The sequence below is a fragment of the Solibacillus sp. FSL R5-0691 genome (assembly GCF_037974225.1).
GTDB lineage: Bacteria > Bacillota > Bacilli > Bacillales_A > Planococcaceae > Solibacillus.
In genome coordinates this window covers 2806613-2832184 of record NZ_CP150231.1, presented here as the reverse complement: position 1 = coordinate 2832184, position 25572 = coordinate 2806613, and the positions used below count along the sequence as shown (strand labels likewise).

Annotated in this window: 29 protein-coding genes; 16 read left to right on the top strand and 13 right to left on the bottom strand. The window is 38.3% G+C overall.

Annotation, left to right across the window (positions count from 1 at the left end):
* Window positions 1–22: 22 nt before the first annotated feature.
* Complete coding sequence (locus MKY51_RS14320) at window positions 23–694, bottom strand: helix-turn-helix transcriptional regulator (RefSeq protein ID WP_339173279.1); 672 nt, start codon at window positions 692–694, stop codon at window positions 23–25.
* Window positions 695–836: 142 nt separating this feature from the next.
* Between MKY51_RS14320 and MKY51_RS14315 the strand changes: the two genes are divergently transcribed.
* Window positions 837–1874 carry a zinc-binding dehydrogenase gene (locus MKY51_RS14315; protein WP_339173278.1) on the top strand — a complete coding sequence of 346 codons (1038 nt, stop codon included), beginning with the start codon at window positions 837–839 and terminating at the stop codon, window positions 1872–1874.
* Window positions 1875–2009: 135 nt separating this feature from the next.
* On the opposite strand, the gene MKY51_RS14310 is transcribed toward MKY51_RS14315, so the two are convergent.
* Window positions 2010–3605: a DUF4153 domain-containing protein gene (locus MKY51_RS14310; RefSeq protein ID WP_339173275.1), complete on the bottom strand. Its 1596-nt coding sequence runs from the start codon at window positions 3603–3605 to the stop codon at window positions 2010–2012.
* A 141-nt stretch (window positions 3606–3746) separates the two neighbouring features.
* On the opposite strand from MKY51_RS14310, the gene MKY51_RS14305 reads away from it, so the two are divergent.
* A complete protein-coding gene (locus tag MKY51_RS14305) occupies window positions 3747–3878 on the top strand; it encodes a hypothetical protein (RefSeq protein ID WP_339173272.1) in 132 nt (43 codons plus the stop codon).
* 277 nt (window positions 3879–4155) lie between these two features.
* Window positions 4156–4908 carry an SDR family oxidoreductase gene (locus MKY51_RS14300; RefSeq protein WP_339173270.1) on the top strand — a complete coding sequence of 251 codons (753 nt, stop codon included), beginning with the start codon at window positions 4156–4158 and terminating at the stop codon, window positions 4906–4908.
* Between the two features lie 321 nt (window positions 4909–5229).
* On the opposite strand, the gene MKY51_RS14295 is transcribed toward MKY51_RS14300, so the two are convergent.
* Together MKY51_RS14295 and MKY51_RS14290 are read right to left on the bottom strand one after the other, a co-directional pair.
* Complete coding sequence (locus tag MKY51_RS14295; protein WP_339173268.1) at window positions 5230–5910, bottom strand: hypothetical protein; 681 nt, start codon at window positions 5908–5910, stop codon at window positions 5230–5232.
* Entirely contained in the window at window positions 5907–6113 is a 207-nt protein-coding gene (locus MKY51_RS14290; protein ID WP_339173265.1) for a helix-turn-helix transcriptional regulator, read from the bottom strand. Before MKY51_RS14290 ends, MKY51_RS14295 begins: the two co-directional genes overlap by 4 nt.
* Window positions 6114–6422: 309 nt before the next feature.
* On the opposite strand from MKY51_RS14290, the gene MKY51_RS14285 reads away from it, so the two are divergent.
* From MKY51_RS14285 to MKY51_RS14270, 4 genes are all read left to right on the top strand, one after another.
* The gene (locus MKY51_RS14285) at window positions 6423–6968 is read left to right on the top strand and encodes a PadR family transcriptional regulator (protein ID WP_339173262.1); all 546 of its coding nucleotides are present in this window, start codon (window positions 6423–6425) and stop codon (window positions 6966–6968) included.
* Between the two features lie 54 nt (window positions 6969–7022).
* Window positions 7023–7787 carry a VOC family protein gene (locus MKY51_RS14280; protein ID WP_339173261.1) on the top strand — a complete coding sequence of 255 codons (765 nt, stop codon included), beginning with the start codon at window positions 7023–7025 and terminating at the stop codon, window positions 7785–7787.
* Window positions 7788–7944: 157 nt separating this feature from the next.
* Window positions 7945–9507: an acyl-CoA dehydrogenase family protein gene (locus MKY51_RS14275; RefSeq protein ID WP_339173259.1), complete on the top strand. Its 1563-nt coding sequence runs from the start codon at window positions 7945–7947 to the stop codon at window positions 9505–9507.
* Window positions 9508–9524: 17 nt separating this feature from the next.
* The gene (locus MKY51_RS14270; protein ID WP_339173257.1) at window positions 9525–10994 is read left to right on the top strand and encodes an AMP-binding protein; all 1470 of its coding nucleotides are present in this window, start codon (window positions 9525–9527) and stop codon (window positions 10992–10994) included.
* A 36-nt stretch (window positions 10995–11030) separates the two neighbouring features.
* Here MKY51_RS14270 and MKY51_RS14265 read toward each other — a convergent pair whose 3' ends face one another.
* The gene (locus MKY51_RS14265; RefSeq protein ID WP_339173255.1) at window positions 11031–11576 is read right to left on the bottom strand and encodes a TetR/AcrR family transcriptional regulator; all 546 of its coding nucleotides are present in this window, start codon (window positions 11574–11576) and stop codon (window positions 11031–11033) included.
* A gap of 406 nt (window positions 11577–11982) precedes the next feature.
* On the opposite strand from MKY51_RS14265, the gene MKY51_RS14260 reads away from it, so the two are divergent.
* Genes MKY51_RS14260 through MKY51_RS14250 form a run of 3 tightly spaced genes read left to right on the top strand, consistent with a single transcriptional unit; the run spans window position 11983 to window position 13344 of the window.
* Window positions 11983–12477 (top strand): RNA polymerase sigma factor, encoded by a 495-nt coding sequence (locus MKY51_RS14260; RefSeq protein ID WP_339173252.1) that lies wholly within the window; start codon window positions 11983–11985, stop codon window positions 12475–12477.
* Window positions 12474–13022, top strand: coding sequence for a zf-HC2 domain-containing protein (locus MKY51_RS14255; RefSeq protein ID WP_339173249.1), 549 nt, complete (start codon window positions 12474–12476; stop codon window positions 13020–13022). Before MKY51_RS14260 ends, MKY51_RS14255 begins: the two co-directional genes overlap by 4 nt.
* Window position 13023: 1 nt before the next feature.
* Complete coding sequence (locus MKY51_RS14250; RefSeq protein ID WP_339173246.1) at window positions 13024–13344, top strand: hypothetical protein; 321 nt, start codon at window positions 13024–13026, stop codon at window positions 13342–13344.
* A gap of 133 nt (window positions 13345–13477) precedes the next feature.
* Here MKY51_RS14250 and MKY51_RS14245 read toward each other — a convergent pair whose 3' ends face one another.
* Together MKY51_RS14245 and MKY51_RS14240 are read right to left on the bottom strand one after the other, a co-directional pair.
* Window positions 13478–14485 carry a VanZ family protein gene (locus MKY51_RS14245; protein WP_339173244.1) on the bottom strand — a complete coding sequence of 336 codons (1008 nt, stop codon included), beginning with the start codon at window positions 14483–14485 and terminating at the stop codon, window positions 13478–13480.
* Window positions 14486–14600: 115 nt separating this feature from the next.
* A complete protein-coding gene (locus tag MKY51_RS14240) occupies window positions 14601–14942 on the bottom strand; it encodes a helix-turn-helix domain-containing protein (RefSeq protein ID WP_339173241.1) in 342 nt (113 codons plus the stop codon).
* Between the two features lie 105 nt (window positions 14943–15047).
* Here MKY51_RS14240 and MKY51_RS14235 point away from each other — a divergent pair, with 105 nt between their 5' ends.
* Window positions 15048–15431, top strand: coding sequence for a RidA family protein (locus MKY51_RS14235; RefSeq protein WP_339173239.1), 384 nt, complete (start codon window positions 15048–15050; stop codon window positions 15429–15431).
* 83 nt (window positions 15432–15514) lie between these two features.
* Window positions 15515–16495: an alpha/beta hydrolase gene (locus tag MKY51_RS14230; RefSeq protein WP_339173236.1), complete on the top strand. Its 981-nt coding sequence runs from the start codon at window positions 15515–15517 to the stop codon at window positions 16493–16495.
* 52 nt (window positions 16496–16547) lie between these two features.
* Here the strand turns inward: MKY51_RS14230 and MKY51_RS14225 are convergent, their stop codons facing one another.
* The 5 genes from MKY51_RS14225 to MKY51_RS14205 form a co-directional block, all read right to left on the bottom strand.
* Window positions 16548–17357, bottom strand: a complete 810-nt coding sequence (locus MKY51_RS14225; RefSeq protein WP_339173234.1) for a polysaccharide deacetylase family protein — start codon at window positions 17355–17357, stop codon at window positions 16548–16550.
* A gap of 210 nt (window positions 17358–17567) precedes the next feature.
* The gene (uvsE, locus tag MKY51_RS14220) at window positions 17568–18533 is read right to left on the bottom strand and encodes a UV DNA damage repair endonuclease UvsE (protein ID WP_339173232.1); all 966 of its coding nucleotides are present in this window, start codon (window positions 18531–18533) and stop codon (window positions 17568–17570) included.
* Between the two features lie 110 nt (window positions 18534–18643).
* The gene (locus tag MKY51_RS14215) at window positions 18644–19294 is read right to left on the bottom strand and encodes a LysE family transporter (protein ID WP_339173229.1); all 651 of its coding nucleotides are present in this window, start codon (window positions 19292–19294) and stop codon (window positions 18644–18646) included.
* A 208-nt stretch (window positions 19295–19502) separates the two neighbouring features.
* Window positions 19503–20141 (bottom strand): GGDEF domain-containing protein, encoded by a 639-nt coding sequence (locus tag MKY51_RS14210; protein WP_339173226.1) that lies wholly within the window; start codon window positions 20139–20141, stop codon window positions 19503–19505.
* A 76-nt stretch (window positions 20142–20217) separates the two neighbouring features.
* The gene (locus MKY51_RS14205; protein ID WP_339173224.1) at window positions 20218–20691 is read right to left on the bottom strand and encodes a DUF2062 domain-containing protein; all 474 of its coding nucleotides are present in this window, start codon (window positions 20689–20691) and stop codon (window positions 20218–20220) included.
* A 256-nt stretch (window positions 20692–20947) separates the two neighbouring features.
* Here MKY51_RS14205 and MKY51_RS14200 point away from each other — a divergent pair, with 256 nt between their 5' ends.
* The 4 genes from MKY51_RS14200 (at window position 20948) to MKY51_RS14185 (ending at window position 24973) form a co-directional block, all read left to right on the top strand.
* Entirely contained in the window at window positions 20948–21205 is a 258-nt protein-coding gene (locus tag MKY51_RS14200; RefSeq protein ID WP_339173221.1) for a UDP-glucose 6-dehydrogenase, read from the top strand.
* A 293-nt stretch (window positions 21206–21498) separates the two neighbouring features.
* The gene (locus tag MKY51_RS14195; protein ID WP_339173218.1) at window positions 21499–23019 is read left to right on the top strand and encodes an AbgT family transporter; all 1521 of its coding nucleotides are present in this window, start codon (window positions 21499–21501) and stop codon (window positions 23017–23019) included.
* Between the two features lie 69 nt (window positions 23020–23088).
* The gene (locus MKY51_RS14190; RefSeq protein ID WP_339173215.1) at window positions 23089–24282 is read left to right on the top strand and encodes an amidohydrolase; all 1194 of its coding nucleotides are present in this window, start codon (window positions 23089–23091) and stop codon (window positions 24280–24282) included.
* 538 nt (window positions 24283–24820) lie between these two features.
* The gene (locus MKY51_RS14185; protein WP_339173212.1) at window positions 24821–24973 is read left to right on the top strand and encodes a YrzI family small protein; all 153 of its coding nucleotides are present in this window, start codon (window positions 24821–24823) and stop codon (window positions 24971–24973) included.
* A gap of 272 nt (window positions 24974–25245) precedes the next feature.
* Here MKY51_RS14185 and MKY51_RS14180 read toward each other — a convergent pair whose 3' ends face one another.
* The gene (locus tag MKY51_RS14180; RefSeq protein WP_339173209.1) at window positions 25246–25536 is read right to left on the bottom strand and encodes a hypothetical protein; all 291 of its coding nucleotides are present in this window, start codon (window positions 25534–25536) and stop codon (window positions 25246–25248) included.
* Between the last annotated feature and the right edge of the window lie 36 nt (window positions 25537–25572).

The following is a 25572-nucleotide window of genomic DNA, read 5'->3' as shown; positions in this document are numbered from 1 at the left end:
AATATATTTCTTTCGACTATGGTTAACAATAAAAATGCTTCATATAGTAGCCGACTGCATGTGCACGATTGTACGTGTTTGATTTGCGCATGAATGTTTTAATATAATGCTTCACTGTCGCCTCACTCACCTTCATATACTCGGCAATCTCAAGGGTTGTCCAGCCTTCTACAATAAACTGAAGTGTCTTTATTTCCTTTTCATTAATATTACCCTCTAATTGCCCCATTTTATGTGGCGCCACAATTTGATCACTCATATAATCGACAAACCGTATCAAATCCATTTGCTGCTGTTCGGACAACTCAAAATCAAAATGAACGGAAATCATTCCGACCAACACTTGTCGCTTATGGATTGGTAATACAGCCACACATTTTGTAGAAGGGGGTAGCTTGTATTTTGGGGGAATGCTCGTTGCAAGCATTCGTTCATTCACAAATAAGGGCTGACACTCTTTTACTCCTATATATAATAACGGCATGCTGATTAATGAATCAATACGATCGAGCGGCTTTGTAATTTCCTTTTTTGAATTAATTTCTAGAAAGACCTCTACTAAATTATCGAAATGGGAATAACGGTAAACTTCTGCAAAACTACAGTGATGTTTTGTCACTAATTGAACTAATAGGTCACCAACCTTTTGTGCGCTGTTTTCATATATTATTTTTTCAATAACATCTACCTTCAATAATTAGCACCGCCTTTTATTCAAAAAGATAATTGTAAACGCTTAATTACCTAATAATATAACATTTATATCCATTTTAGAACAGATTGGAGTATTACTAAAATACTATAATAAATATAATAAAACTGAAGGGGTGGAGAGAATGAAAGCTTTAGTATTTAAAGGGAATAAAGTTTCAGAGTTCACGGATTACGCAGATCCAACAATCGATGAAAATGGCATTATTGTCAAAATCATGGCCAATGGGGTATGCCGTAGTGACTATAGTATGTGGTATAGCGAGAATGCCCCAAATACAGAAATTTGTGGACACGAAATGACAGGTGTAGTAGAAGAAGTCGGTAAAAATATTAAAAACTTTAAACAAGGCGACCGTGTGTTAGTTCCATTTTCAGGTAGTGACGGCACGTGCCCGCATTGCTTAGAAGGAAATACGAATCTATGCGATAGCTTCCTAGTTCCGGGAGCTACTTTCAACGGTGGCTATGCAGAATATTTAAGTATCCCGTTTGGTGATCGTAACTTATTACACTTACCAGATGCGATTTCGTTCTTAGACGGCGCTGCATTAGGATGCCGTATGATGACTGCTTTCCACGGTATGATTGATCGCGCTGAGGTGAAAACAGGCGATAAAGTAGCAGTATTTGGGTGCGGCGGCATTGGTTTAAGTGCGATCAATATCGCTTCAAGCGTTGGCGCAACAGTCATCGCTGTTGATATTAACGAAGAAAACCTTGAGCTTGCCCGTCAAATGGGCGCAACGTATGCAATCAACGGAAAAGAAGAAAACTTAATCGAACAAATTGCAGATTTAACAGGTGGAGGCGTTGATATTGCTGTTGATGCATTAGGTAACCAAACAACTGCTGTAAACTCATTACAAGCATTGAAGAAAAAGGGGAAACACCTTCAAATCGGTGTGGTACGAGCTGATGGCAGCGGTACAATGGTAATCCCAACGGACTTGATCGTTATGAAGGAAGCACAATTCATCGGTACGTTAGGTATGCCGATCAGTGGTTTTCCTCGCCTCCTAAGCTTAGTGGAGCAAGGGCACTTACAACCTGGCAAAATGGTCACAGCCGAAATCTCACTATCAGAAGTACCAACGATCTTCGATAAAATGTCCCGCTTCGAAACAAAAGGTACTTATGTCGTAACAGATTTCACGAAGTAACAAAAAGCAAAAGTACGAGGCTAAAAACCTGTAACTATGAGCTACAAATAACATACAACACTAAAAACGGTGGCGGCTGAAGGGGAATCCTTTAGCTACCACCGTTTTATAATTGTAAAGAATAACTTCGCTTCCTTACTCCTTCACCTGCACAAAAACATATAGCTCCGCATTGCGTTGATTGCGATGGGATTGAGCATTTTGTACGATGATTTGCAGCTTCGCGCGGTCGTTTTCTGCGATTAGAGTAGCTTCTTCTACAGATAACCTTCTGTAATCACTTGTTAAGAGGGTGTCTATCTCCTCCAACGGCCATACTAATAGCTCTTGCTCGTCTTTCATTAATACGAGCTGATCCTTCTGTATACGGAGCTCCGTATCGTTTGTTAATTCAAAGCGTCTATGCAGTGAATTTTGTGAAATGGATACTTGAACAAAATAGTCGTAACCATCGATCGCAGTAATAATCCGTTCGTCTCCATTTAAGTTAGCCGTATAATAGACTTCATTCGTGTAATCTTTATATTGTGGGGAGAAACCAAAAATTTTCTCGAAAGGTTGCTCTGGCAGCCACGCCACGCGATATTCCATCCGCTGTAAATAATCAAATTTCTCCGTAATGAATTGCTTATCTTCCATAGAAATATCCGGATTTGGTTGAACTTCTGCATCGTACATACCGAGCGATTGCAACCGCTCCTGCAGCAGATTTTCCTGATTGTGTTTACTGATCGTAAAGGCATCAACAGGCGGGATGACAGAAAGTAAACTAAACAAGATAAAAATCGGTGCAACAAGCCATTGCTTTTTTGGCATGAATGTAAGGATCACTGCGATGATGATGGCAAATAAACCGAACAAAATAACAAAATATCGGCCATGCGTAATTCCGGCCTCACCAATTTTCATGATGGAGACAACGAGTTGATAAAGCACAATGACAAGTAATACTTTCGGGAAAATGAGACGGAACCATTTCGTTAATGCATTAGTAATTACGTTGCTTAAAAAGTACACAACGAGTACAGTTGTCACGAAAGACACTAATAATGGCTCGAGTAAATTTTTCGACCAGTCGGTAAAATGCAGTGCGATATACATGACTAAAACCACAGCATACACCATTGTCAGCGGTACGATTACGTACGAAAGCAACACCTCAAGAACAGGAGCGCGTTCCTCTTTCTTCATTGTCAGGGACAGGAAGAATAATGGCATGAACAATCCAAATACAATAGCCGCGATATATTCGATAATATGTGAATTAACCGGAAACAGTAAATAATTGATCGCTGCATAGATGAGCATTAATCCTATAAAGATGACGATGGAAAAGAAGGCTGTGATGAGTACGCTTTTGAAAATATGGAAAAACCGTGCACTGAAGTTTTCCTCTCCGCGCCATATAAAGCCCATCATGAGCGCACTGACAACAACGACTGTTTGGATCGCCAGTATCAAATCATTAGAGTTGCTAATCCAAAAGAAAAGCCCGGTGAAAATAATCGCGATGCTATACGGCAGGACGCGTTTGGCAAATAAGTCTGCTATAGATGCAGCAAATACAGCAACAACAAGCACTGTCAGCCATTTTTCATAATTTGCTACAGTACCGCTAATTTCTGCTGCATTCACGATGAATAAAACAACTAAGAGTACAGTAGCTAGTGGAAATGCTTTGATTGCCTCGGTTATTGCTGCAAATTGTTGAAAGATTCGATTAAACCTCATCAAAGATACCCCCTTTATGTTTTTATTATATGCTTTTATTTTAGATGCTCAAGTTAATCATTTTCATTGAATTGACAAATTAATAGACTTTCTACATACTATCATCTTGAAATTGGAATTCTGGAGAGGGGGGCTTTGTCCATGATTTTAAAAAGAGGCGTAACAGGCATTACTGCAGGGGAGTTATCACTTGAGCGTGATTGGGCAGCCCATACTGCTGAATTCAAAAAATATTGCTACGCATATGAGCTTCATCTATTGATTTTTGATTAGTGCTAGTATTAGAGGCCCGTAACCTGAAAGAATGCATCCTTTTTAAGTAATTGGAATAGAGAATTTCGGTAATGAAGCAGGAATTGACATTGGATGATTTAGATTAAAGGGAATTTCAGTAATAGCATTGGCCCAGGTAATGCATAATAGCTTAGATTGATAATTTGCCTCTAAAATTATGTAGTTGTATATTTAATTTGTTAGTAACAGAAATGTATTAACGATACTGGGAACAATCAGGTTAAGATTGTGATTGTTCTGAGAAGGAGAAATTGTATTGAAATTAAAAGACAAGGTAGTGATCATTACAGGTGGCGCTGGCGGCATTGGTGCTGGTATAGGTCGTGCAATGGTAAAAGAGGGCGCAATTGTTGTGGCAGTGGATCTTAATCCTGAAGCGGGCGCAAATGTATTAGCGGATTTACAGCAATATTCACCGCAATCTAGCTTTATTGAATTTGATTTAACAAAGCATGACCAACTCAAAAATGTCGTGGAACAGGTTGTCGAGAAATATGGCCGTCTAGATGTGTTGGTTAATAATGCACATGCTTCTAAACAAGTACCATTCCTTGAAACAACACCAGAACATTTGGCATTGTCAATGGATACAGGCTTCTATCCTACATGGTATTTAATGCAGGCGGCTATTCCACATTTAAAGAAAACACGCGGCAATATTATTAATTTTGCTTCAGGTGCCGGGTTAAAAGGGCATAAAACACAAGCTGCATACGCTGCAGCGAAAGAAGCGATTCGCGGGATTACGCGTGTCGTTGCAAATGAATTTGGTGCAGATGGTATTACCGCGAACCTGATTTCACCAATCGCCAATTCAGAAGGTGTACAAGCGTGGGCTAAAGCACAGCCGGAATATTATGAAGGGGTACTTGCAGGTATTCCGATGGGCAAATTCGGAGATCCGGAACAGGATATCGGACGTGCCGCTGTCTTTTTAGCATCGGAAGACTCGAAATATATAACAGGTCAAACATTGATGGTTGATGGTGGCTCGATTATGCTCCATTAACATCGTACATTAACCCAATACAACGAAACGGGAATACCTGTCATCTCTATAAAACATGCGAAGGCGCTTTCTTTATTAAGAAAGCGTTTTTTTCCTTGGTATATTCAAATACAAACCTTGTGGGAAGGACTTCAGATTACGAAATTGGTAATATAAACAAAGCTCGGAATTCTGTTCCCTACTTTAGTAACATTTCTGCTCTTTGCATAAAACCCGGACAAATAAGAAAAATCGGTAAACGTTGTTGTCGCGACGTTTACCGATTTTTCTTATGACTTCAATCTTTTTCAGTGACGTTTTATTTAGCTTTAATATGTTTCTTCACTTTTTAATGAGTTTCCGGGGTTTCAAACTACTTGTAAAGATCGTTAAGCTGATCAGTAAAATCAAACCGATCCCAATAATACTGACAGTTTGGTTATTTCCGGATATTACAGAGTAATACATGAGTCCGAAAATAAGTAGGACGAGTAGAAATATGATAAGGAAATATAATTTATACAATGATTTTAACAATACATATTTTTGTCCGTCATCATACATGTTTAAGGTATCTAAAACAGGCTCCTTTGTATTTGGTACAGGAGGGGAATAATTCGGAAAAATTATCGATGTCATTTTTGAATCGGACATGGATAACAATAATGAAACAACTCCAAGAATAAATGATGTTAATACAATTTGCGGATGATTTTCCCGTAAAAAAATAAAACCTATAACAGTTGCTATAAAAGCAATGACCAGTGCAGTTATGATTGAATTAGGGATTCGATAATACTTTCGTTCAAGAGAGTCGAAAAAAGTGTCTTCATTATCGGTCGGCGAAAAGGTCATAGCACGTGATATTTTGATATTGTAGACAGCTGCAAAAACTAATAAAAGGCCACTACTAATATTGCAAAGAAATAAAAGCGTTTCCGTTGTAGAAATAACAGAATGAAATACCCATAATTGTTGCAGGCTGTAAATAGTAATAATTAATGCAGTTGTTAACAAAATCATTCTAGTTCCTCCTTCTCAAAAATAAAGATTTGTTCGATGGGTTCATTAAATACATTCGCAATTTTTGTGGCGATTAATAATGAGGGCATATATTCATTTCTTTCAATCAGACTAATTGTTTGGCGAGAGATCTTTGCCTTTTTGGCTAAATCCGTTTGGTTCATACCTTCTCTAGCACGCAACTCCTTTAATCTATTTTTCATTTCATCACCTCAAACCAATTGTAAACGATACAAGTCATAATGACAATGATAATAGTCGAAAAGTAAATAATTATTGTCACTTGATTTAAGGGAATATCCCCTAAACGTCGTTTAAAAACAATCATTTTGCATAAGTATGTAAATGTATAAGCCTCATGCCACCCTTATGCAATTTTCATTCTTTCAATATGAAGATTGCGTTTTTCCGTTAAAGGATCAATTGTGAAATATCTAAAAAAATTGGAGTCATTGACATTTTCAGTAACTTTGTATAATAATATATTCAACGTTGAATATAGGAGCGATAAAATGATTAAGTTATTGGTGCTAGAGCTGTTAAATCGACGCCCCATGTCAGGTTATGAAATGAAACAAATACTTGAAAATACTGATGCCAAACGATGGAGCGGTGTATTACCTGGTTCGATTTATAATGCAATTAAGAAATTGGAAAAGGAAGGATATATCATCATTTCAAGCATTGAAATGACAGGCAATCGGCAACGTTCTGAATTCAAAATTACTCAAAAGGGTAAAGATTATCAACAGTCGCTAATAAAAGATGCTCTATCCTCACCTGTCCTTTACAATGGTGATTTATATTCAGGGATTGGCTTTGCGTATCAATTAGATTATCAGTCTGCAATCTCTAAACTTCAGAACAATATGAGCGCTTTAAGCAAAGAAAAAAAAGAAATTATTGCTGGCAAGAAACAGAAAGAAATTGCGATTAACGGTGAGTTATCTGAACTATCCTCAATTGTGATTAATCACATGATAAAAACTATTGAATTGCAGAGTCAGTTGATTGAAAGTGTTATTGATGTAATAAAAAAAGAAAATAATTCCGATTAGATCGGTTTTATTTTTGATAATATATTCAAAGTTGACTATATAAGGAGGAACTATATGGTACAGGTTTCTAAAATAAACCCATTTTCTATTGATCATATTGTGGTAAATGTCAATGAGAAATATCAAAAAAATATTCAATTTATTGAGGAAGTTAATCGGTTAGGCTTACCTTATACACCCTCAAAAGGTAAAGGAAATAAAGGATTCAAAGCCTCTAATTTATGGATAGGAGATGAATATTTCGAGTTTATCTATATTAAATCGAAAGATGGCGGTGGCTGGATCAAAGACTGGGTTGATAAGTATAATTCTGGTCACAGAGGTGTCATTGGACTATTTCTCAAAACAAACAATATTGAAGAAACTAGTGAGGCATTGAAAAGTTATGGCATATCAAATCCTGAAAGAATAAGTTTTCCTTTTTTCTTTAAACTATTCAATTTTTCTGCTAAGTGGCGAAATGCATATCTCCCATATTTTGAAGAAGTACCTTTTCAATTAGGTTTCCAGCAAGTTGATACTCCACAAATTGAAGAGAAAATGCGTAAGCGAATGGTACCTAATAGTAAAATTAATGGAATCAATGGAATAAAGTCTATCGAATTTTTCGGCCCGTTTACAGTTCGGGACTTCGAATGGTTAAAAAATATATTTAACTGCTTTAGTGAAGAATCCAATCAACTTAATATTCCACTTGAGAATGGTCAGTCAATTCATTTCTATTATAGCGACACTATAGAATCACGCGTGTTACTTAATTCAAATGTCAATGTATTTCCACCGTTACTGATAGAGAACGTAAGAATAATGAATTTTTAGAGGTTGAGTGTTCTTTCGATAAATTAGACAATCCGAGATACAATAAAACAATCTTCAACAATCGGGCATTTTCCTTGAAAAAATCTAACCCAAAAAGTAAACGATGTTTACTTTTTGGAATATTTTGTGTAAAATTCAGGAAAAAGGAGATGAATTGATGATTAAAGTACAGAAAAATGAACAGTACAGTTTTGATGAGTTTTTAGAGAGTCGAACCTCACTCAATGATTTAGACAATCCATTTCTTCAACAAGTATTAAAAGAGTTTACGGGTAATGGCTATGAACAATTAATAACATCACTGAAACCGTTTAGTGAAAAGCTTTCTTATGACTGGCGTCGTGCAACAGCAGAATACGCACGCCCTGAGAACCATCCGAAAATCCGTCATTTTGATGCTTATAATCATCGCATTGATCGAATTATCCGACCACAAGAGGCGGTGCAAATAACACAAGAAGTTTTCCGTGAAGCTGTTTTTTCGGAAAACAACTTACCGTATGAGGGGATTATTAAGCGCTATCTCTTACAAGGCAATGGCGAAGCAGGTATTTCTTGTCCGCTTGTTTGTACGGATGGTCTGATTGCACTCATCGAAGCTTATTATGATGAAGTGCCAGAAGCAGTGCGCGAAATTCATCGACATGTAAAAGAAGGAATCAACGGTGACTTTGGCATTGGTGCACAGTATATGACTGAAATGCAGGGCGGCTCAGATATTCCAGCGAATGTTTTGAGGGCTGTTCCGGATGGTGAGGTCTATCGTTTATATGGACATAAATTTTTCTGTTCAGCTGTTCACTCAGATTATGCAGTTGTGACAGCACGTATAGAAGGGACAGAAGATGTTGCGACATTTATCGTGCCTTCTTGGTTACCAGGGAATAAAGAAAAAGAAATTCGTAATCATTATGAAATTAACCGTTTAAAGTGGAAACTTGGCACAAGTGAGCTTCCTTCAGGCGAGATCGAATATAAAGGTGCACTCGCATATCAAATCGGGCAACAAAATAAAGGTGTAGCAATTGCTGTGAGTATCGTACTTACAAGATCACGTTTAGATATTGGATTTGGTAGTGGGGCATTTATGATGCGTGCTGCTAGGGAAGCGAAGCTATACGCGAGTTTCCGGAATGTATTTGGTCGTAAAATTGAGGAGTTTCCAATGGCGGCTGCACAAATAGCAGATTTGGAATTTGCAGCAAAAAGAACGGTAGCAACGGCATTTAATATTTATAAAAGATTTGATTCAATGGATGGTTCCCCATTAAAGGCATTTGCCATTCGTGAAATGATTTTACTTCAAAAAATATATGCTTCAAAAGAGACTGTTGAAAAATTACGTTTAGCCATTTCCTTATTCGGTGGAAACGGAGCGATTGAAGATTTTAATGATATTGCGAGATTGTTTAGAGATAGTATGGTCAATGAACTGTGGGAAGGTCCAAGGAATGTACTGTTAGCGCAAGTTTATCGGGATTTATTGAAGTCGAAATGGCCATTGCCAGATGTGCTTCGTGAAATGTTCCCGCAGTTATCGGAGCAAGAACTAAATCATTATGCAAAAGAAATTGAATCGATTGCTTCAATTAATTTAGTCGATTTCCCAAATCAAGAAAATATGCGGGCAGCTCGTCGATGGGAAGCTTTATGGGAGGAACTTTTTGTCTCATATCAGGAATATGTAACAAAGCCGTTTGTAGATTTACCAATTTTATAAACAAAGGGGATAGGGTTATGAACATTGGTCAAGTATTAGCGAGTCGTGCAACATTACAAGGGGAGAAAGTTGGTTTTATTCATAATGAAGTGCGACTAACATTTGCTGAAATGAATGCTCGTGCAAACAGTTTTGCACAGTATTTGCTGGAGAATGGGCTTCAGGCAGGAGATAAAATTGCATTACTTTGTAAAAATAACGAGCATGTTGTAGCAGCATTTTTCGGTGCAGCCAAGTTAGGCATTATCACAGTTGTGCTTAATTATCGTTTACAAGGGGCAGAGTTACAATACATTGTTGAGCATAGTGACGCTAAATTACTAGTGCATGATGAAGTGTTTCAAGAAGTGGTAAGGCAGTTGCCGATCACAGGGATTAGCACATCAGAACTTCAAGGTATTTATTCTGAGGCGGCATCCGAGCCAATTCATGTAACACATGACCATGAGCCAATTTTGATGATGTATACATCTGGAACAACAGGTAAACCAAAAGGTGCGATGCTCTCGCATTTCAATTTACAAGCAGCTTCCATTGGTTTAAGCCATACAATTGATTGGTGGGAGCAGGATCGTTTCTTAATGGTTGCGCCGTTTTTCCATATCGGTGGATTTGCTCCACTTATTACGAATGTACATGTCGGGGCAACAATGATTTTAATGGAGGATTTTCATCCAGTAGAAGCATGGAAAGCGATTCAGGAACATCAAATTACAACGATGATGACAGTTCCAGCTATGCTTGCATTTATGTTGAAGACTTATCCAATGGTGAAGTCCGATATTTCAAGTATTCGTAATATTTCATGTGGTGCTTCAGTAGTACCAGCCCCACTTATATTAGGTTTTAGACAGCTTGGTATTCCAATTCAGCAAGTGTACGGCATTACTGAGTTTACAGGTGCGGTTTCATTTTGGAAAGAGTCACAAAACAAAGAGAAATTCACATCGATGGGGAAACCGGTTATGCAAGCGAGTGTTCATATTGTTGATGTCGAAACGAAGGAACCGGTCGCACAAGGAACTGTCGGTGAAATTGTTTTAAGCGGTCCGCAAGTATTTGTGGGGTATTACAAAAATGAAGAAAGTTATCAGCAAACAGTACGCAATGGGGAAATGTACACAGGAGATGCTGGATATATTGACGAAGATGGCTTTTTATATGTAGTGGATCGTTTGAAAGACATGATTATTAGTGGTGGAGAAAATATATATTCAGCAGAGTTAGAGGCTGTTCTAGCTGAGCATCCGGCAGTAGCAGAAGTAGCGGTTGTCGGTGTACCAAATGAACAATGGGGTGAAGTACCGCGTGCTTACATTGTCGTAAAAGAAGGAGAGCACGTAACGGAGGCAGAGATAATTGCTTTTAATAAAGAACGATTAGCATCCTATAAGTCTATTAAAGAAGTAGTATTTTTAGAGCAATTACCTCGCAATGCAGTTGGCAAAATTTTAAAAATACATTTAACTGTTGCGAACCCAGTATAACGATGAAAGGTGATAGAAGAAGCTTTCTATCACCTTTTATAAACGGTTTTTTAATTGCGACACATAGTAATCAGCTAGCTTTTGAATTGCGGCGATTTTGGCTTCTGTATCGCGATTGGGAATTTTTTTATATGAAATTATGAGGCCGTTTAATGTCGAGAATAACAGTTGAGCTTCAACTTTAGCATTTGGTCCTGAAATTTTTTGTTCAAATAAATCGAGAAGCTGATTGATTTCATTTAATATCGGGAGAAAGTTTTTGGAATGATCTTGATCAAGTGAAAAATAGGTCATGATTTCAAACAGTACTTCAGAAGTAAACATATGATGTAAATACTCTTGGACAAACTGTTCTAATTTCTCAATTGTTTGCAAGCGCTCCAGCAGCTCATGGCTCGCATATTGCATGGCTGCATAGTAAATATCTTCTTGTGTATCAAAATATTTATAAATAAGTCCAGGTGAAATACCCGCTTCTTTTGCGATTTGTCTAATGGTTACATTTTTAAATGAGTTTTTGCTAAACAATTTAATGGCTACCTGTAAAATATGCTTTTTAGTACGTTCACCTTTTGTTATCATAGAGCCTCCTAAAAGCGTTGTCATAAAAAAATTATAACGTTATTTAGTTTATTAAAAAAGCGTTCTAAAAGAGTTTCAAATCAATTAAATTAATCAATGTCATTTTATATGCATTGTATTCAACAGTCGGTCGCCTTTCTTTATGAAAGTGTCTTTATGATAACACTTCTGAAGCAATTGGTTATTGGACTTATTTTATGAGGTAAAGTATAAGTTTTCCAAATGGAAAGCTTATGCTTTATTTTTTTGTGATAAGCTTTAAAAATAATTCACAACATGAAATCTTTACCGTAAAACCGTACTCAGAAATCTACGGAAAACTGTTTAAAAATATTTTAAAATATTTTGTAACGAAATAGGGGGTCGTGGTATTAATACTACGAACAACAAGAAAGTGAGGGCAGTTATGAACGAGCTAGAGGAACAATATGAACAAATTCATCCAAAACTCTATGCGTTTTTTTTATCCAAGACAGGAAATCGGATGACTGCTCAAGATCTTTGCCACGATACCTTTTATGAGGCCTGTAAAAGCATTGGTTCCTTTAATGGGCATTCCACTTTGTCGACATGGATATTCTCGATTGCGGGGAATTTACTGAAAAAATATTATCGGAAAAACAAGTATCAGCAAAGCTTAATGCAAAAACTCGCAACTCTTCCAGAGACTGAAATGCTATCACTGGAAGAATTAGCAGAAGTTAATGAAGATACAAGAATACTTTTACATCATATTTCAAAACTGGATGATGCCTCAAGGGAAATTGTATTGCTGCGCATATATGGAGAACTGAGCTTTGCAGAAATTGGTGATTTAATTGGTAAATCAGAAAACTATGCGCGGGTGACGTTTCACCGGCTGAAATTAAAGATTCAAAAATTAATGGAGGTGACTTTATGACCAAGGAATGTCCGATTATCCAAGATCTTTTACCATTATATGAGGAAGATTTGCTTCAGCTGGAGACAAAACAATTTGTCGAGGAGCACTTGAAAAGTTGCCAAGAGTGCCGCCAGATGGCTGAACAATCTCAAATTCCGCTGCCTGTTGAGGTAGAACATGGCGGTGGCACTAAAAAAATGATTCGGAAAATTACACTGAAGCTGACAACGATCCAGGTTTTCTTTGTTGCGGTTGCCTTTATCTTGGCGATGGGGACGACCGTGATGAATAACAAGAGTGGATTTATTCTGACCTATGCCTTACTGGGCGCGGTTACCTATTTATTTTACCGTTCAATTCTTATCGCCGTTCTGCTTGCGGGGATACCGAATTTTATATGGAACTGTCTGTTGTATATGACGGATTGGTTTGGAGAATTTTATGGGGGAAACTTTTTAGAGGCTATTTCGATCGTACTCACAGCCGTGATTGTCCATTTAATCATAACGTTTATTGGAATTGTTATCGGCTTTTGCATTCTTAAAGTAAGAGAGGAAAATTAATATGAAAAAGAAAATACTATATAGTGTAATTGCTGTTTTGTTAATTGGTGTGCTAGTGTACGCTTACATGCAAATAAGCGGAAATACAGTGCATAAACAAAGAGCAAAAGAAAGCCTGGAAACATTTTTGCAAGAAACTTATCCAGAGATGGACTATGAGATTAAACAGGTAGGATACGGTTGGACGGATGTCACGTATGAGTTTGAAGTGGTGAGAAAGGACTCCCTGGCAGTTGAAACTACTTATACGTTTTATGTTTCTGGTATGGAGCCTTATGAAGTGTTCAGCGATACAATTCGTGAAACGAGCATCAACGAATGAGGTAGGGGTAGTATCCATTTTCACCGCTAATATTGAAACGAGTAGTTTGCAGAAAAATAAAGGCTGATAGAAAATTTTGATCTGCACCCCCTTGGTTAGACCCATTTAACAAGGAGGTGCAGTTTTTCTATGGCTAGAATAATAATGATTTAATCTTTCCTTTTAAACTATTAATCATCTTCTGCCCCACATTTTCCTCTGTAAGTAGGACATCCCATATCAAAGCATGAGTAATCGGGTTCGCATCTTCACTGTTTACCTTGATTGTTAAATCATCCACTTCATGAAGTGGCACGTCAAATGACTCTACGCCATTTTCACCACTTGTAGCGGATAACCCGACTGAATAAATTACTTCTTCCCCGCTGATGAATTCGACTTCGATACTCACTGTACTTGAAGGATTTAATACATCGTCAGGGATTGCCACATAACCTGTCATATATTTATACTGACCATCCAAACGATATACGAATTCATTGTCTCTCGTATTCTCCCGATCCATTAAATTAATCTGGGGAGCTACTTCATTTTGACCAACTGTAAAAGGGGACAATTTTTCATCCCACTGAATCGATCCTTCATCTTGCTTGAGGTCATTCAGGGCAACGGTTTCACCTTGGCCTTTTTCTAAATATTGATTTATCCCGCCGACGATGATTATTGTTCCAAGCGCTAGCACAATCGATATCAGTACGATTTTGATAATTCCTTTAAGATTATCTCGGTTATCCTTGACGAGTCGCTGTGCGGCATAACCTACAGCAGCACCAATTGTATTGATGATAATGTCATTAATATCAAAAGAGCCTAAATGTGTCAGCATTTGAATCGTTTCAAGCAATGTGATCGACACAACAAAACCGATGATAAAGCGTTTAAAACTACAACGGTACAGAAGGGGAATGACCACGCCAAAAGGGATGAATGCTAAAAAATTCCCGTACTCGAAAAACCAGATTTGAAAGGCTTTTCCCATTGGATAGTGTAATGCAATGCCTTCTGGGATGAGGTTGTAACGTAAGCTGGAGTCAGTTCCGAGTAACCCTCTATTAAACCCAAGATATAGGAAATAGAGGATCAGCGCTGTATAGATTGCTAACAGCACCATTGTGAGTTTACGTAAATTTACTTGTTTCATAAAATGTCCTTTCTTTTTGTTCATCTACAATTTCAACCGCAAATAAAAGAACGAATTTCATTACTAGAAATTCGTTCTTTCCCTTAAAAACTATAGTATGAAACGCATAAAAATTCTAACTATTTTTTTGATTTTTCAATCCCCAATCACATAACTGCTCCAAAGCCGGTAAAAGGGTTTGTGCTTTAGGGGTAAGGCTGTACTCTACTTTAGGAGGGATTTGCGGATATTCTTTTCGTACAATCATCCCGTCTGCTTCCAATTCTTTAAGCTGTGAACTTAATATTTTGAAGGTAATCGTCCCTAATTTTCTTTGCAATTCATTAAAACGTACGGTTTCGTTTTCAGCCAATATATAAATAATGAGCATTTTCCACTTGCCGCCAATAATTGATAATGTATAGCCAAAAGGTGTCTCCCGAACGTTGCCCTTCTCTACATAGTCAGACATCCCCATATTTACACTATCCTTTCTGATAGTACCTTTCAAAAAAGTGCGTACTATTTTTTTATATATGACTATTTTATATTTAACCTATTCTCAAGTAAAGGAATGGTAAAAATGAAAAAAATTAAAACCGTCAACCACAATCTTTGGGATCATGGTATTTCTCAAGGGTTCAGTGTAGATGGAACAGTTTATATTTCGGGGCAATTTTCACATGATTCGGAAGGGGGCTTTGTCGGTGACGGAGATATTGAAGCGCAAACTCGGCAAACGTTGGCAAATCTAGACCGTGTATTAGAAGGGTTTAATATTACGAGATCGAACCTTGCTTATTTAGAAATTTATTTAACGAATGCGCTAGAGGATACAGGGCCGGCGATCGAAATTTTCAAGGAATATATGGGGGAGCATCGCCCAGCCGGCAGCCTAATCGGAGTAAACCATTTGGCGTCACCTGAGCAATTAATCGAAATTAGCGCGATTGCATATACGGAATAGTGGAGTAAATTAACTTCGATATAAACCCTTGGTACAGCAAACAAGTTCTCTGTATCAAGGGAACATTGAAATCATAGGGAGTTGTGAACGTAATTAAAGGCAAAAAGAAGTTCAGATTGTGGACGATTATTAAAACAATTTTATTAGCTGCAGTAGCAGTGGCGGTTCTTTGGGTCATTTACAGTAAGATAATGACCGCGTATGAACAAAGAAAATACCCGGCAATCGGGGAATTCGTCGAAGTAGACGGTAAAAAGATGCACGTTTATACAAAGGGCCAAGGAGATAATACCATCGTGTTATTAAGCGGTCTTGCTACGCCAGCACCAGCACTGGATTTTGAACCGTTGATCAATGAATTGTCCAAGACTAATCAGGTAGTCGTCGTGGAACCGTTTGGATATGGTTGGAGTGATCTGACAGATAAAGAACGAACAGTTAAGAACATCGTTGAGGAAACAAGGGCTGCACTGGAAAAATCGAACATACAAGGTCCGTATCTATTAATGCCTCACTCGGTTTCCGGTATTTATAGTTTGTATTATGCGACTCATTATCCTGAGGAAGTGAAAGCCATCATCGGAATAGATCCCACCTTACCACAGATGGCGGAGTATTTTGGTGATGACGTATTTCCTGCGATGCCAAAGTTTTTAGGATATATGGGACCAACCGGCATTGCTCGATTATTGGCTTATGTAACACCAGAAAATATTTTGCCATTAGCTGAAAAGGACACGTATACAGAAGTAAATTTAAAAATAGCGAAATCGATAGCTGCTGCGAAATACATAAATAAAACGGTAGTGAACGAGACGAACGAAATTAAAAATAACTTTGATCTCACAACAAATATGGCCTTCCCATCGGATTTACCGGTAATGATTTTTACTCCGGAAGAACAATTCGTAGAGGGGAAGTCCAAAATCGATTTTTATGATGCACAGTTACAAAATATAAAAACTAATAAATTAGTCGTGCTGGAAGGGCAGCATTATTTACATTGGACGCATTATAAGGAAATGAGCGAAAATCTGAATGAATTTGTAGAGGGGTTAAAGTAAAATAAAAGCACCTTTCAAGCAATGGTTGTTTGAAAGGTGCCATAAAGCAATGTTATTTTTCAAATGGAATCCCCAGCAAATCTGGAACTGTGACAAATTCATAGCCTTGCTCCTGGAGTTGTGGGATGATTTGTTGAAGTGCTAAGATCGTATTCGTCCGATCCCCAGTCGATTCTGCCCCGTCATGCATGAGAATAATTGAGCCAGGCAGAATGTTGTCTACTACTTTCGATGTTATGACGTCTGGCGGGTCTTCTTGCCAATCCAACGAATCAACCGACCAGGCAATCACGTAATAGTTCATGTCCCCAAGCTTCTCGACCAATTCATTGTAGAGGAAGCCATAAGGTGGTCTAAATAATTTTGTCCGGTAACCAATAATTTCGTTAAGGGCATCTTCCGTCCGATTTACTTCCCGTTCAAGCGTTTCGAGGTCAGCTTCTTCGACGAGGTTAGGGTGGGCATAGGTATGGTTTCCGATTATATGACCTTCGCTTTGCATGCGCTTGACGATTTCGGGGTTAGCAACGGCTTTTGAACCTAATACGAAGAAGGTTGCCGGGACATTGTACTGTTTTAAGACATCCATTACATCATTTGAAAATCGTGGATCGGGACCATCATCAAAAGTTAAAGCAATTCGTTTTTGATCAGCAGCACCTTGTAGGAAAAATATTTCTGGATACCGTTGCTGTAAAATTCTTAGGTCAACTGGCTTCTCAGAATTTCCATTTTCTGCTTTAAGGCCAGATAAATCTTGCTCCGCAGTATCCTGTAATGCATAAACGCTCATCGTATCTGTTAAAGGAAAACAAAATACAAATCCCATAACCAGCAGCCACTTGACGATACGTTCTTTCATCCATTCATCTCCTTTCTTTTTTATATTGATTCCCCTTTTAAAGAGAGCTATCCTGACTTAAATGTGTTTATATTTCTCAAATTTGTTTAGCAAAGTAATTTTGAATGTTGGATTCGTTTTTCATTTAGAAGCACAGGTGTTCAGCGGAAATGAACGGGATGGCAAATAGCCCCAACACTAGCGGGAGTGGGGGCTTATTGCATTTTGTAATCACTTTAAATAAAAAGAGGAACCATCAATGATGTCTACATCTTCACGAAGTTTGATTTCTTCCATTAAATGAAATAACGCTTCATCCTTCTTTTTTGCCTCAATCATACAATGTATTTCCGGTACGGTTCCTTTGATTTCATTTAAAAATCTGAAGAACATGTCGACATCCACATAATCCGAATGATGGCGGAATTCTTTCTCACTTTTCGGACTTGAAATATGCATTTTTATCGGCAACGGGGAATTCTTCCAAGTAGCAACAATTCGTTCCCACTTATCATTCCATTTTTCATTATAATGATGAGCGAGATGGTGATGATAATCAAATACAAGAGGTATTTCTAATTTCTCACACAAATAGAGCGTGTCATCCACTGTAAAAGAAGTGTCGTCATTTTCAAGGATAATCATCTTTTGAATAGCTCTCGGGACATCCATCCAATTCTCAATAAACTGCTCCAGGGAATTTTCGGTTTCTTTATAGTTGCCTCCGACATGTAGAACACATCGGTGGGTCGGATCTATTTTCATGCCCTTTAATAATAAATAATGCATCTTTAACGTTTTTAAAGAGTTTTTGACTACTTCAGTTTTAGGAGAGTTCACAACGACAAAGTGATCAGGGTGAAAATCAATTCGTATATTATGTTTTGTGGCGTACTCACCAATTTCAGTTAACTTTTTTAATAGCGGTTTTATATAATTCCAATCCGGCAGTTCTTCATGGTTAGCTAGAGGAATCAATCGAGAGGTTAAGCGATAGAAATGAATTTCATGGAAGACATTATGTTTTAATAGCCTGAATGTATTTTCTAAGTTTTTCAGTGCAATCCGCTCTAACTTTCGGATGGCCGCTTCACGGTCCTGAATTTTTTGGAATTGTGTAAACGTCATCGTTTGTGACGGAGACGCGTTTTTTAGCTCCATACTCATCGCAACATATCCTAATCGTACAATCGTCATTAACCCACCTCCACTGTAGTATGGATGGGAGCAGACGAAATTATTATGAATAATGCAATCCGATTAGGAACAAGCACAAGGTTGTGCACAACAAAATAACGAAAACATCTTTATGTATTACCTAACACTTCCACTACTAAAAACCGAACAGAATTTACTACATCTACACTGACTGCCCATTCTTTTGCGAAATAAGCTGCGAAGCCAAACAATGCGATACCTGCCGCGATGGAAACGATGTACTCTGCTTTTGGCGTCATAAAGCGGCGAAAGAAGCTTGTAATACCCGCCAAAAGAACATCGTGTAATGCGATGCCCAGCAAAATGGAAAGGGAAACGAAGACAAGGCTCATTTCGGTATTATTACTAGCTCCAGCAATAGAAGTTCCTAATACAGAAAGCCAAAATACAATGTTGCCGGGGTTTAACCCGATCATCAGGCCACTTCTGAAGAGTTTAAATAGCGATTCTTTCTTTGCCTCGCATTCCTTTGATAATGATGCGCGGCATTTTATGGATTGCCAGCCTAGCTGTGTCAGGAAAATAGCACCTAGCAGCCATAAATAAGTTTTAAATCGGTTCAGCACATCGACCAGTCCTAAATTTAATGCGAATAACATACAGATATCAACAGTGATTGCCCCAATGCCGACCATCCATGCATACCAAAAGCCATTTTGCAGTCCCTGTTTAGTCATTTCGATTGAGATCGCTCCGATAGGTAAAGCAATTATAAATCCTAAAAGTATATATTGAATCATGCTCCGTATATCCCTCGCAAATTAGTAGTGATTTATTCCTTGTTTTTAACATTATAGTGTCAGGAACTTTAATTTTTAGAGAAATACAAAAAACTTGAAAATAATGCCTCAAACAAAGGAAAATTCTCTCAAAATCTAGCGATAAAAAAAGACCCTTAAAAAAGGGTCAGGTTTCAAGAAGGTGACAACATTCCTTGTCTAAGCAGCATCAATGCTCCTTCTTATCTTTATACATATAAGCATCCGCCTCTTGCACAAGCTTCTGAAAGCTCTTTCCGTGCTGAGGGTAAAGGGAATAGCCGACAGATGCCTCGACATTTGGAAAGTTCTCGGCATTTCTCAATGTGATGGCTTGCTGGAGTTCTTTGACGTAGTCGTCGGCTGTGTTTTCTTGCATATTGTCTACGAGCACGACGAACTCATCGCCGCCCCATCTTGCCACTAAATCATGTTTCCCGACAAATGTAGTTAGTGCGGTAGCCACTTGTATAAGCAGTTCATCGCCTTTTTGATGACCGAACTCATCGTTTACTTCTTTAAATTTATTTAAATCGAGCATGATGACCCCTAATGATTGTTTCTTTAAATCACTTATCTTGGCAGCCTTGTGAAAGTATTCTTCGACAGTCCGTCGGTTATACGTACCGGTTAGCGGATCTCTTTCTGACAGGTATTTGACCTTATCAAATTGCTTGCCGGCCCACCATGCGATACTGAGGAAAATGGCTGTTAAAACGAAAAATGTCCAATAAAAGGGCAAGCCTAAATACTGATGATAGTAGAAATAACGCAATACATTAAATAAGAGAACGATTCCTGTTGCTAATATTCTTCCCCTGTAGGGCATTTGATCACCTTGCTTATCTCATTATTGTAAAAAGTAATTTTATAATATTCCCGAAATTCTGCCAAGTAAGCGAGACTTACCGAATTTTGTTTAAAATCCTTACCCGGTACGTCTTGAACATGATATAGATCATAATGTATAGGAGAATCGAGGAGATGACGATATTGCACATAGCCCCTGCTAAAAAGGTGTATCCGCTCGAATGGGAATTCACTATTCCGGTATACGTATGTTCGATTGCATCTATGTATTCTACTTCATCGACTTCATCTACTTTTAGTGTTCGGTCGAGGAGTAAGCTGCCGACCTTGTAATTTAAAAAGAAAAGCAGCGGCCAAATGAAAGTACCGAGGACACCGCCGACAAGTGCGGAAACGGTATTTGCCTTCATGAGTCTTGCCATCCCGACGGAAAGAACGGGGCCGAGTCCGAATGTCGGGAGCCAGCTAGGGATAAAGCCAATCGTTACCCCTGACGCCACTTGATGTGGACCAGATTTAAGCCGAAAGAGCCGGATTAAATTATATTTGATGACGCGTGTTATTTTCATAGATGACTATCCTCTCTAAGTACTTCGTCATAACCGTAAATCAATCTTTACACATATATTATACCGAAATTAACGGTTTTGGATTTCATTTTTCTGAATAATTATATTAATAGAGATTTTTTTTACTGATTCATGATTCATTTTACATAAATGGGGTAATGGTTAGAAGACGTATAAATACAGTTGGTTAAAAACAGCTGAAGCAAGCGATCAAAGGGTGACATCACGATACTAAACAGAAAAGGGGATATGGACTATGCTACAACTATTTTTTAACGACAATCATTTAATTTCAATTACGGGGGATCAGGATATTTTAGTAAAAGTACCTGACAACTATAAGCATTACGATTTAATTAACATCCGCAGTGAATCGGTTAATACGGAACATTTAGTCGAGGCATTCGAGTTTGCTATGCGCAAAAAAGATCCTGGGGCAGTACATGCAGCGGCCTACTACGCGAAATTGAAAAACATGTACGTTCAGAAAAAACGTGCACTTTCTAAAAACTAACTTACTAGTGTGAGCCTATTAAAAGAGTATTCGCTTTTACATAGGAACAGCACTACAAAATATGAAGTGGAAAGCATGGGAACATGGCACACCGGATGTGCCATGGTATCGCCAGGCTTTTTTTATTTGGGGAAAAATACTCATCCAGGAAAAAGCTTAAAACCCAAATTACTCCTAAAATATACAAAATTACTATATAAATATAAAGAAAAATCTAAAAATTTGCATAATTTATTGCTATCTCCTATTTAATTTGTTATTGTATAAAACATTAACTTCTAGGGGGATACTTTATGGAAAGTAAAGTTGGTAAGAAAAAAATGGTTGATAGGTTTCTAGACGGAATTGAACGAGCGGGGAATAAGCTTCCCGATCCGGTCACATTATTCGTCATTTTAGCGTTCTTTGTACTGGCGCTATCACTTGTTCTATCAAAACTTGGGGTTTCTGCTGTAAAGCCGGGAACGGATGAAACGATTGAAGTAATCAATCTATTGAATCGTGAAGGACTTATTCAAATCGTGACAAACATGGTAAGTAACTTTACGAGCTTTGCGCCACTAGGAATCGTGGTCGTGACGATGATCGGTATTGGGGTAGCTGAAAACAGTGGATTAATATCGGCATTAATGAAAAAGACCGTGTTAAGTGCTCCGAAAAAAATCATCTTACCTGTTATTTTACTGACAGGTCTTGTCGGGAATGTTGCAGCAGACGCAGCCTTCATTATTTTACCTCCAATTGCCGCAATGATTTTCATGAGTGTTGGAAGAAATCCGTTAGTCGGATTAATCGCCACCTATGCCGCAATTGCCGGTGGGTTTAGTGCAAACCTTATTATTTCGTCATTAGACGTATTATTACTGGGCATTACACAAACATCAGCCCAATTGGTTGATCCTACATATACTGGACTTGCAACGATGAACTACTACTTCCTGATCGTTTCGACATTTATATTAGTTGTTGTCGCAACTTGGGTAACAGGTAAATTCGTAGAACCTCGCTTTGGAAAATACAGCGGGAAAATTGAAGTTGCTGAACCACTTACAGCCTTAGAAAACAAAGGTCTTCGCTGGGCAGGGGTTGTAACGTTAGCGTACATCATCTTAATGGCGATTTTAGTTGTACCGGAATCAGGTCTACTGCGTAATCCGGAAGATAACGGCTTTTTAAATTCACCGTTTATGACGGGAATCGTACCGATTATGCTATTCTTCTTCTTACTACCGGGCTTAACATACGGTATCGTGACGAAGAAAGTAAAATCGGACCGCGATGTAGCGGAACAAATGTTTAAATCAATCGGTGACCTTTCTTCATTCATCGTATTGGCATTCGTTGCAGCACAAATGATTGCTTACTTCGGATGGAGTAATATCGGACCGATCTTAGCGATTAAAGGCGCAGAGTTTTTACAAAATATGAACTTCACAGGCGCACCGATGTTTATCGGGTTCATCATTATTTGTGCATTCATCAACTTACTGATTGCAAGTGCATCGGCTAAATGGGCATTACTTGCTCCGATTTTTGTACCGATGTTCATGTACTTAAACTACTCACCGGCTGTAACACAAATGGCGTACCGTGTAGGGGATTCAATTACGAACCCGATCACACCAATGCTTGCATATTTTGCGATTTTACTAGCATTTGCTCGACGCTACGATAAAAATATCGGAATCGGTACATTAATCTCGGCGTTACTGCCTTACTCAGTATTCTTCGCGATTATGTGGATTATTTTATTCGCAGTATGGTTCTTACTTGGCCTGCCATTAGGACCTGGCGATGGCATTTTCTTAAAATAAGATTCCCGGGTTTGAGGGAATAACGAGTTATTCAAACAACAGACAACTTAGAAATTGGGGATGGAAAACATGACAAATGTATTTGACATACTAGAACAGCATTATGATGAAATGGTAGCGATTCGCCGTTACCTGCACGAAAATCCGGAGCTTTCACATGAAGAAGTGGAAACACCAAAATATATTGCAGAATACCATCGTGCACTTGGACATGAAGTACGTGAAGGTGTAGGGGGACGCGGGGTAGTTGCTACATTACGAGGTGGGAAACCTGGTAAAACGGTTGCGTTACGTGCGGATTTCGATGCACTGGCAATCCAGGAGCAAAATGATGTTCCTTATAAATCGAAGGTGGATGGCCGAATGCATGCATGTGGTCATGACGGACATACGGCATCACTGCTTGTATTGGCTAAAGCGCTGAACAAGATCCAAGATGAGATTGAGGGGAATGTCGTGTTCATCCATCAATTCGGTGAAGAAATTGCACCGGGTGGAGCGACTGCGATGATTGAAGATGGCTGCCTGGACGGGGTGGATGTAATTTTCGGTCAGCATTTATGGGCACCGGTCGAGCAGGGGAAAATCGCTGTTTGTGAAGGGCCATTAATGGCTGCAGCAGATGCTTTCTACATTACGATTAAAGGCAAGGGCGGACACGGGGCAAAACCACAGGAAACGAAAGACTCGATTTATATCGGTTCCCAGTTTGTTGTAAATGCCCAGCAAATTTTAGGGCGCCGTATTAGTCCGGTAAAACCGGCTGTTGTTTCGGTTTGTCACTTTGAAGCATTAAATCCATTCAACGTCATTGCCGATTCGGTAAAAATTAAAGGGACAGTTCGAGTGTTTGATGAAGAAACACGTGACCAAATTGAGCGTGAGCTGGAAGATGTGCTGAAGGCGGCATGTTTAGTGATGAAGGCTGATTATGATTACGATTATGTGCGCGGCTATTCGGCTGTTATTAATGACCGTGAGACAACAAAGTTTTTCATCGAGCAGGCAAAAGAAACACCAGGTGTTGAAGAATTAGTCATTTGTGAGCCGGAAATGGGCGGAGAGGACTTTGCCTATTATTTAGAAAAAGTACCGGGCACATTTTACTTCACAGGTGCACGCGATCCTGAAAAAGAAGAAGCGTACCCGCACCATCATCCGAAGTTCGATATCGATGAACGTGCGCTTCTCGTAGCTGCAAACACGCTTGCGAAGGCGACATTGGAGTATTTAAAGAAACATTCGGTAAGTAGCGTTATATAAGGCAATGAAGGGACATAACATAGTTCTGTGTTATGTCCTTTTTTGAGGCTTAACAATAAGTAGGAACAAATTCGAAGCTACTTCATATACTAAAAAAGTGCGCTGGTACTTTGCGTCTTACACGTTTAGGGATGCAACAATATGGGCATCAATAGAGTGGAAAGAATGTTGTTAATTCAACATTTATATACTTTTTTTAATAAGTTTTTACTTAATTTTGAAAATTTGCAAAAAGATGTTTACAAACAAAGTGTGAGGGAATATACTTACACAGTAATCAAAAAAAATTCTAAGGAGGTCGAAGAACATGATCGTTATCAATAAATTAATGTCACTAGATATTACAACTTCAATGACAACAAAAATCACACATTCGACCAGACTGGAATGGATTGCTTAAACTCTTTAATTGATTAAGTATGCCCATACCGCAGGGAGAAGTGTGCCCCTGCGGTATTTTTATGCCTTTTTTTAACCGCAGGGGAAGTCTCTCTGCGGTTTTTTCCATTTTCAGGGCACTTTAAGGAGGTGATAATCCATGGTACTAAACTTTTTTACACTTTCAATCGCTATTTCAAAGCGGGAGCGTGAAATCTCTCGTGAGCAAGCACTACATGAAGAAAAAGTAAAACGTATTTTTGAAGAGAACAAGCGAAAAGTAGAAGATTACACGCGTCATCGTCATTACTAATTTAGTTATTTAAAAACAGTGAAAGGTGGAATTGGAATGATTTATATGAGTAAGAGAAGGTATGCAGCTTTATGGTTGGAGAAGGATTCCACCTAGCTACGAATAAAAATGTTGATGTTGATACTTAGGTCAAGTGAAGGTATAGCTTTAAAAAAAGAATCCATTTTGAAAGATTGATCAAAATGGATTCTTCTATATTAGATATAAGTTAAAATGGGAACGCTCCATTCAAAGTTTGGACTAAATTTGTCTGATTGAAAAATATCTTTTACTCACGCAAAGTTTGCACCAAACCAGAAAAAGAAAATCACCACACCTACATTTAAGAAAGTAAATACGGCAGCTATACTAGGAATCAATTTCCGTTCGTCCTTAGATGTAAGTGTTAAAACACCGAGTAAGACAGACACGAGATTCCCTGCCAATATAAGAAAAATTATACTCCCTGTCAGCTTTTCTTTTGTGGCTATTCCAATTGGCTCTAATAAAATCATAAGAACCGTAACGATCACACTAACGGTTAAATAAACATAGCTTTTCCAAGAATGATATCTCGTTTTCAAAAATTCTCCCTCCACATGCTTTTTTGAATTAAAATG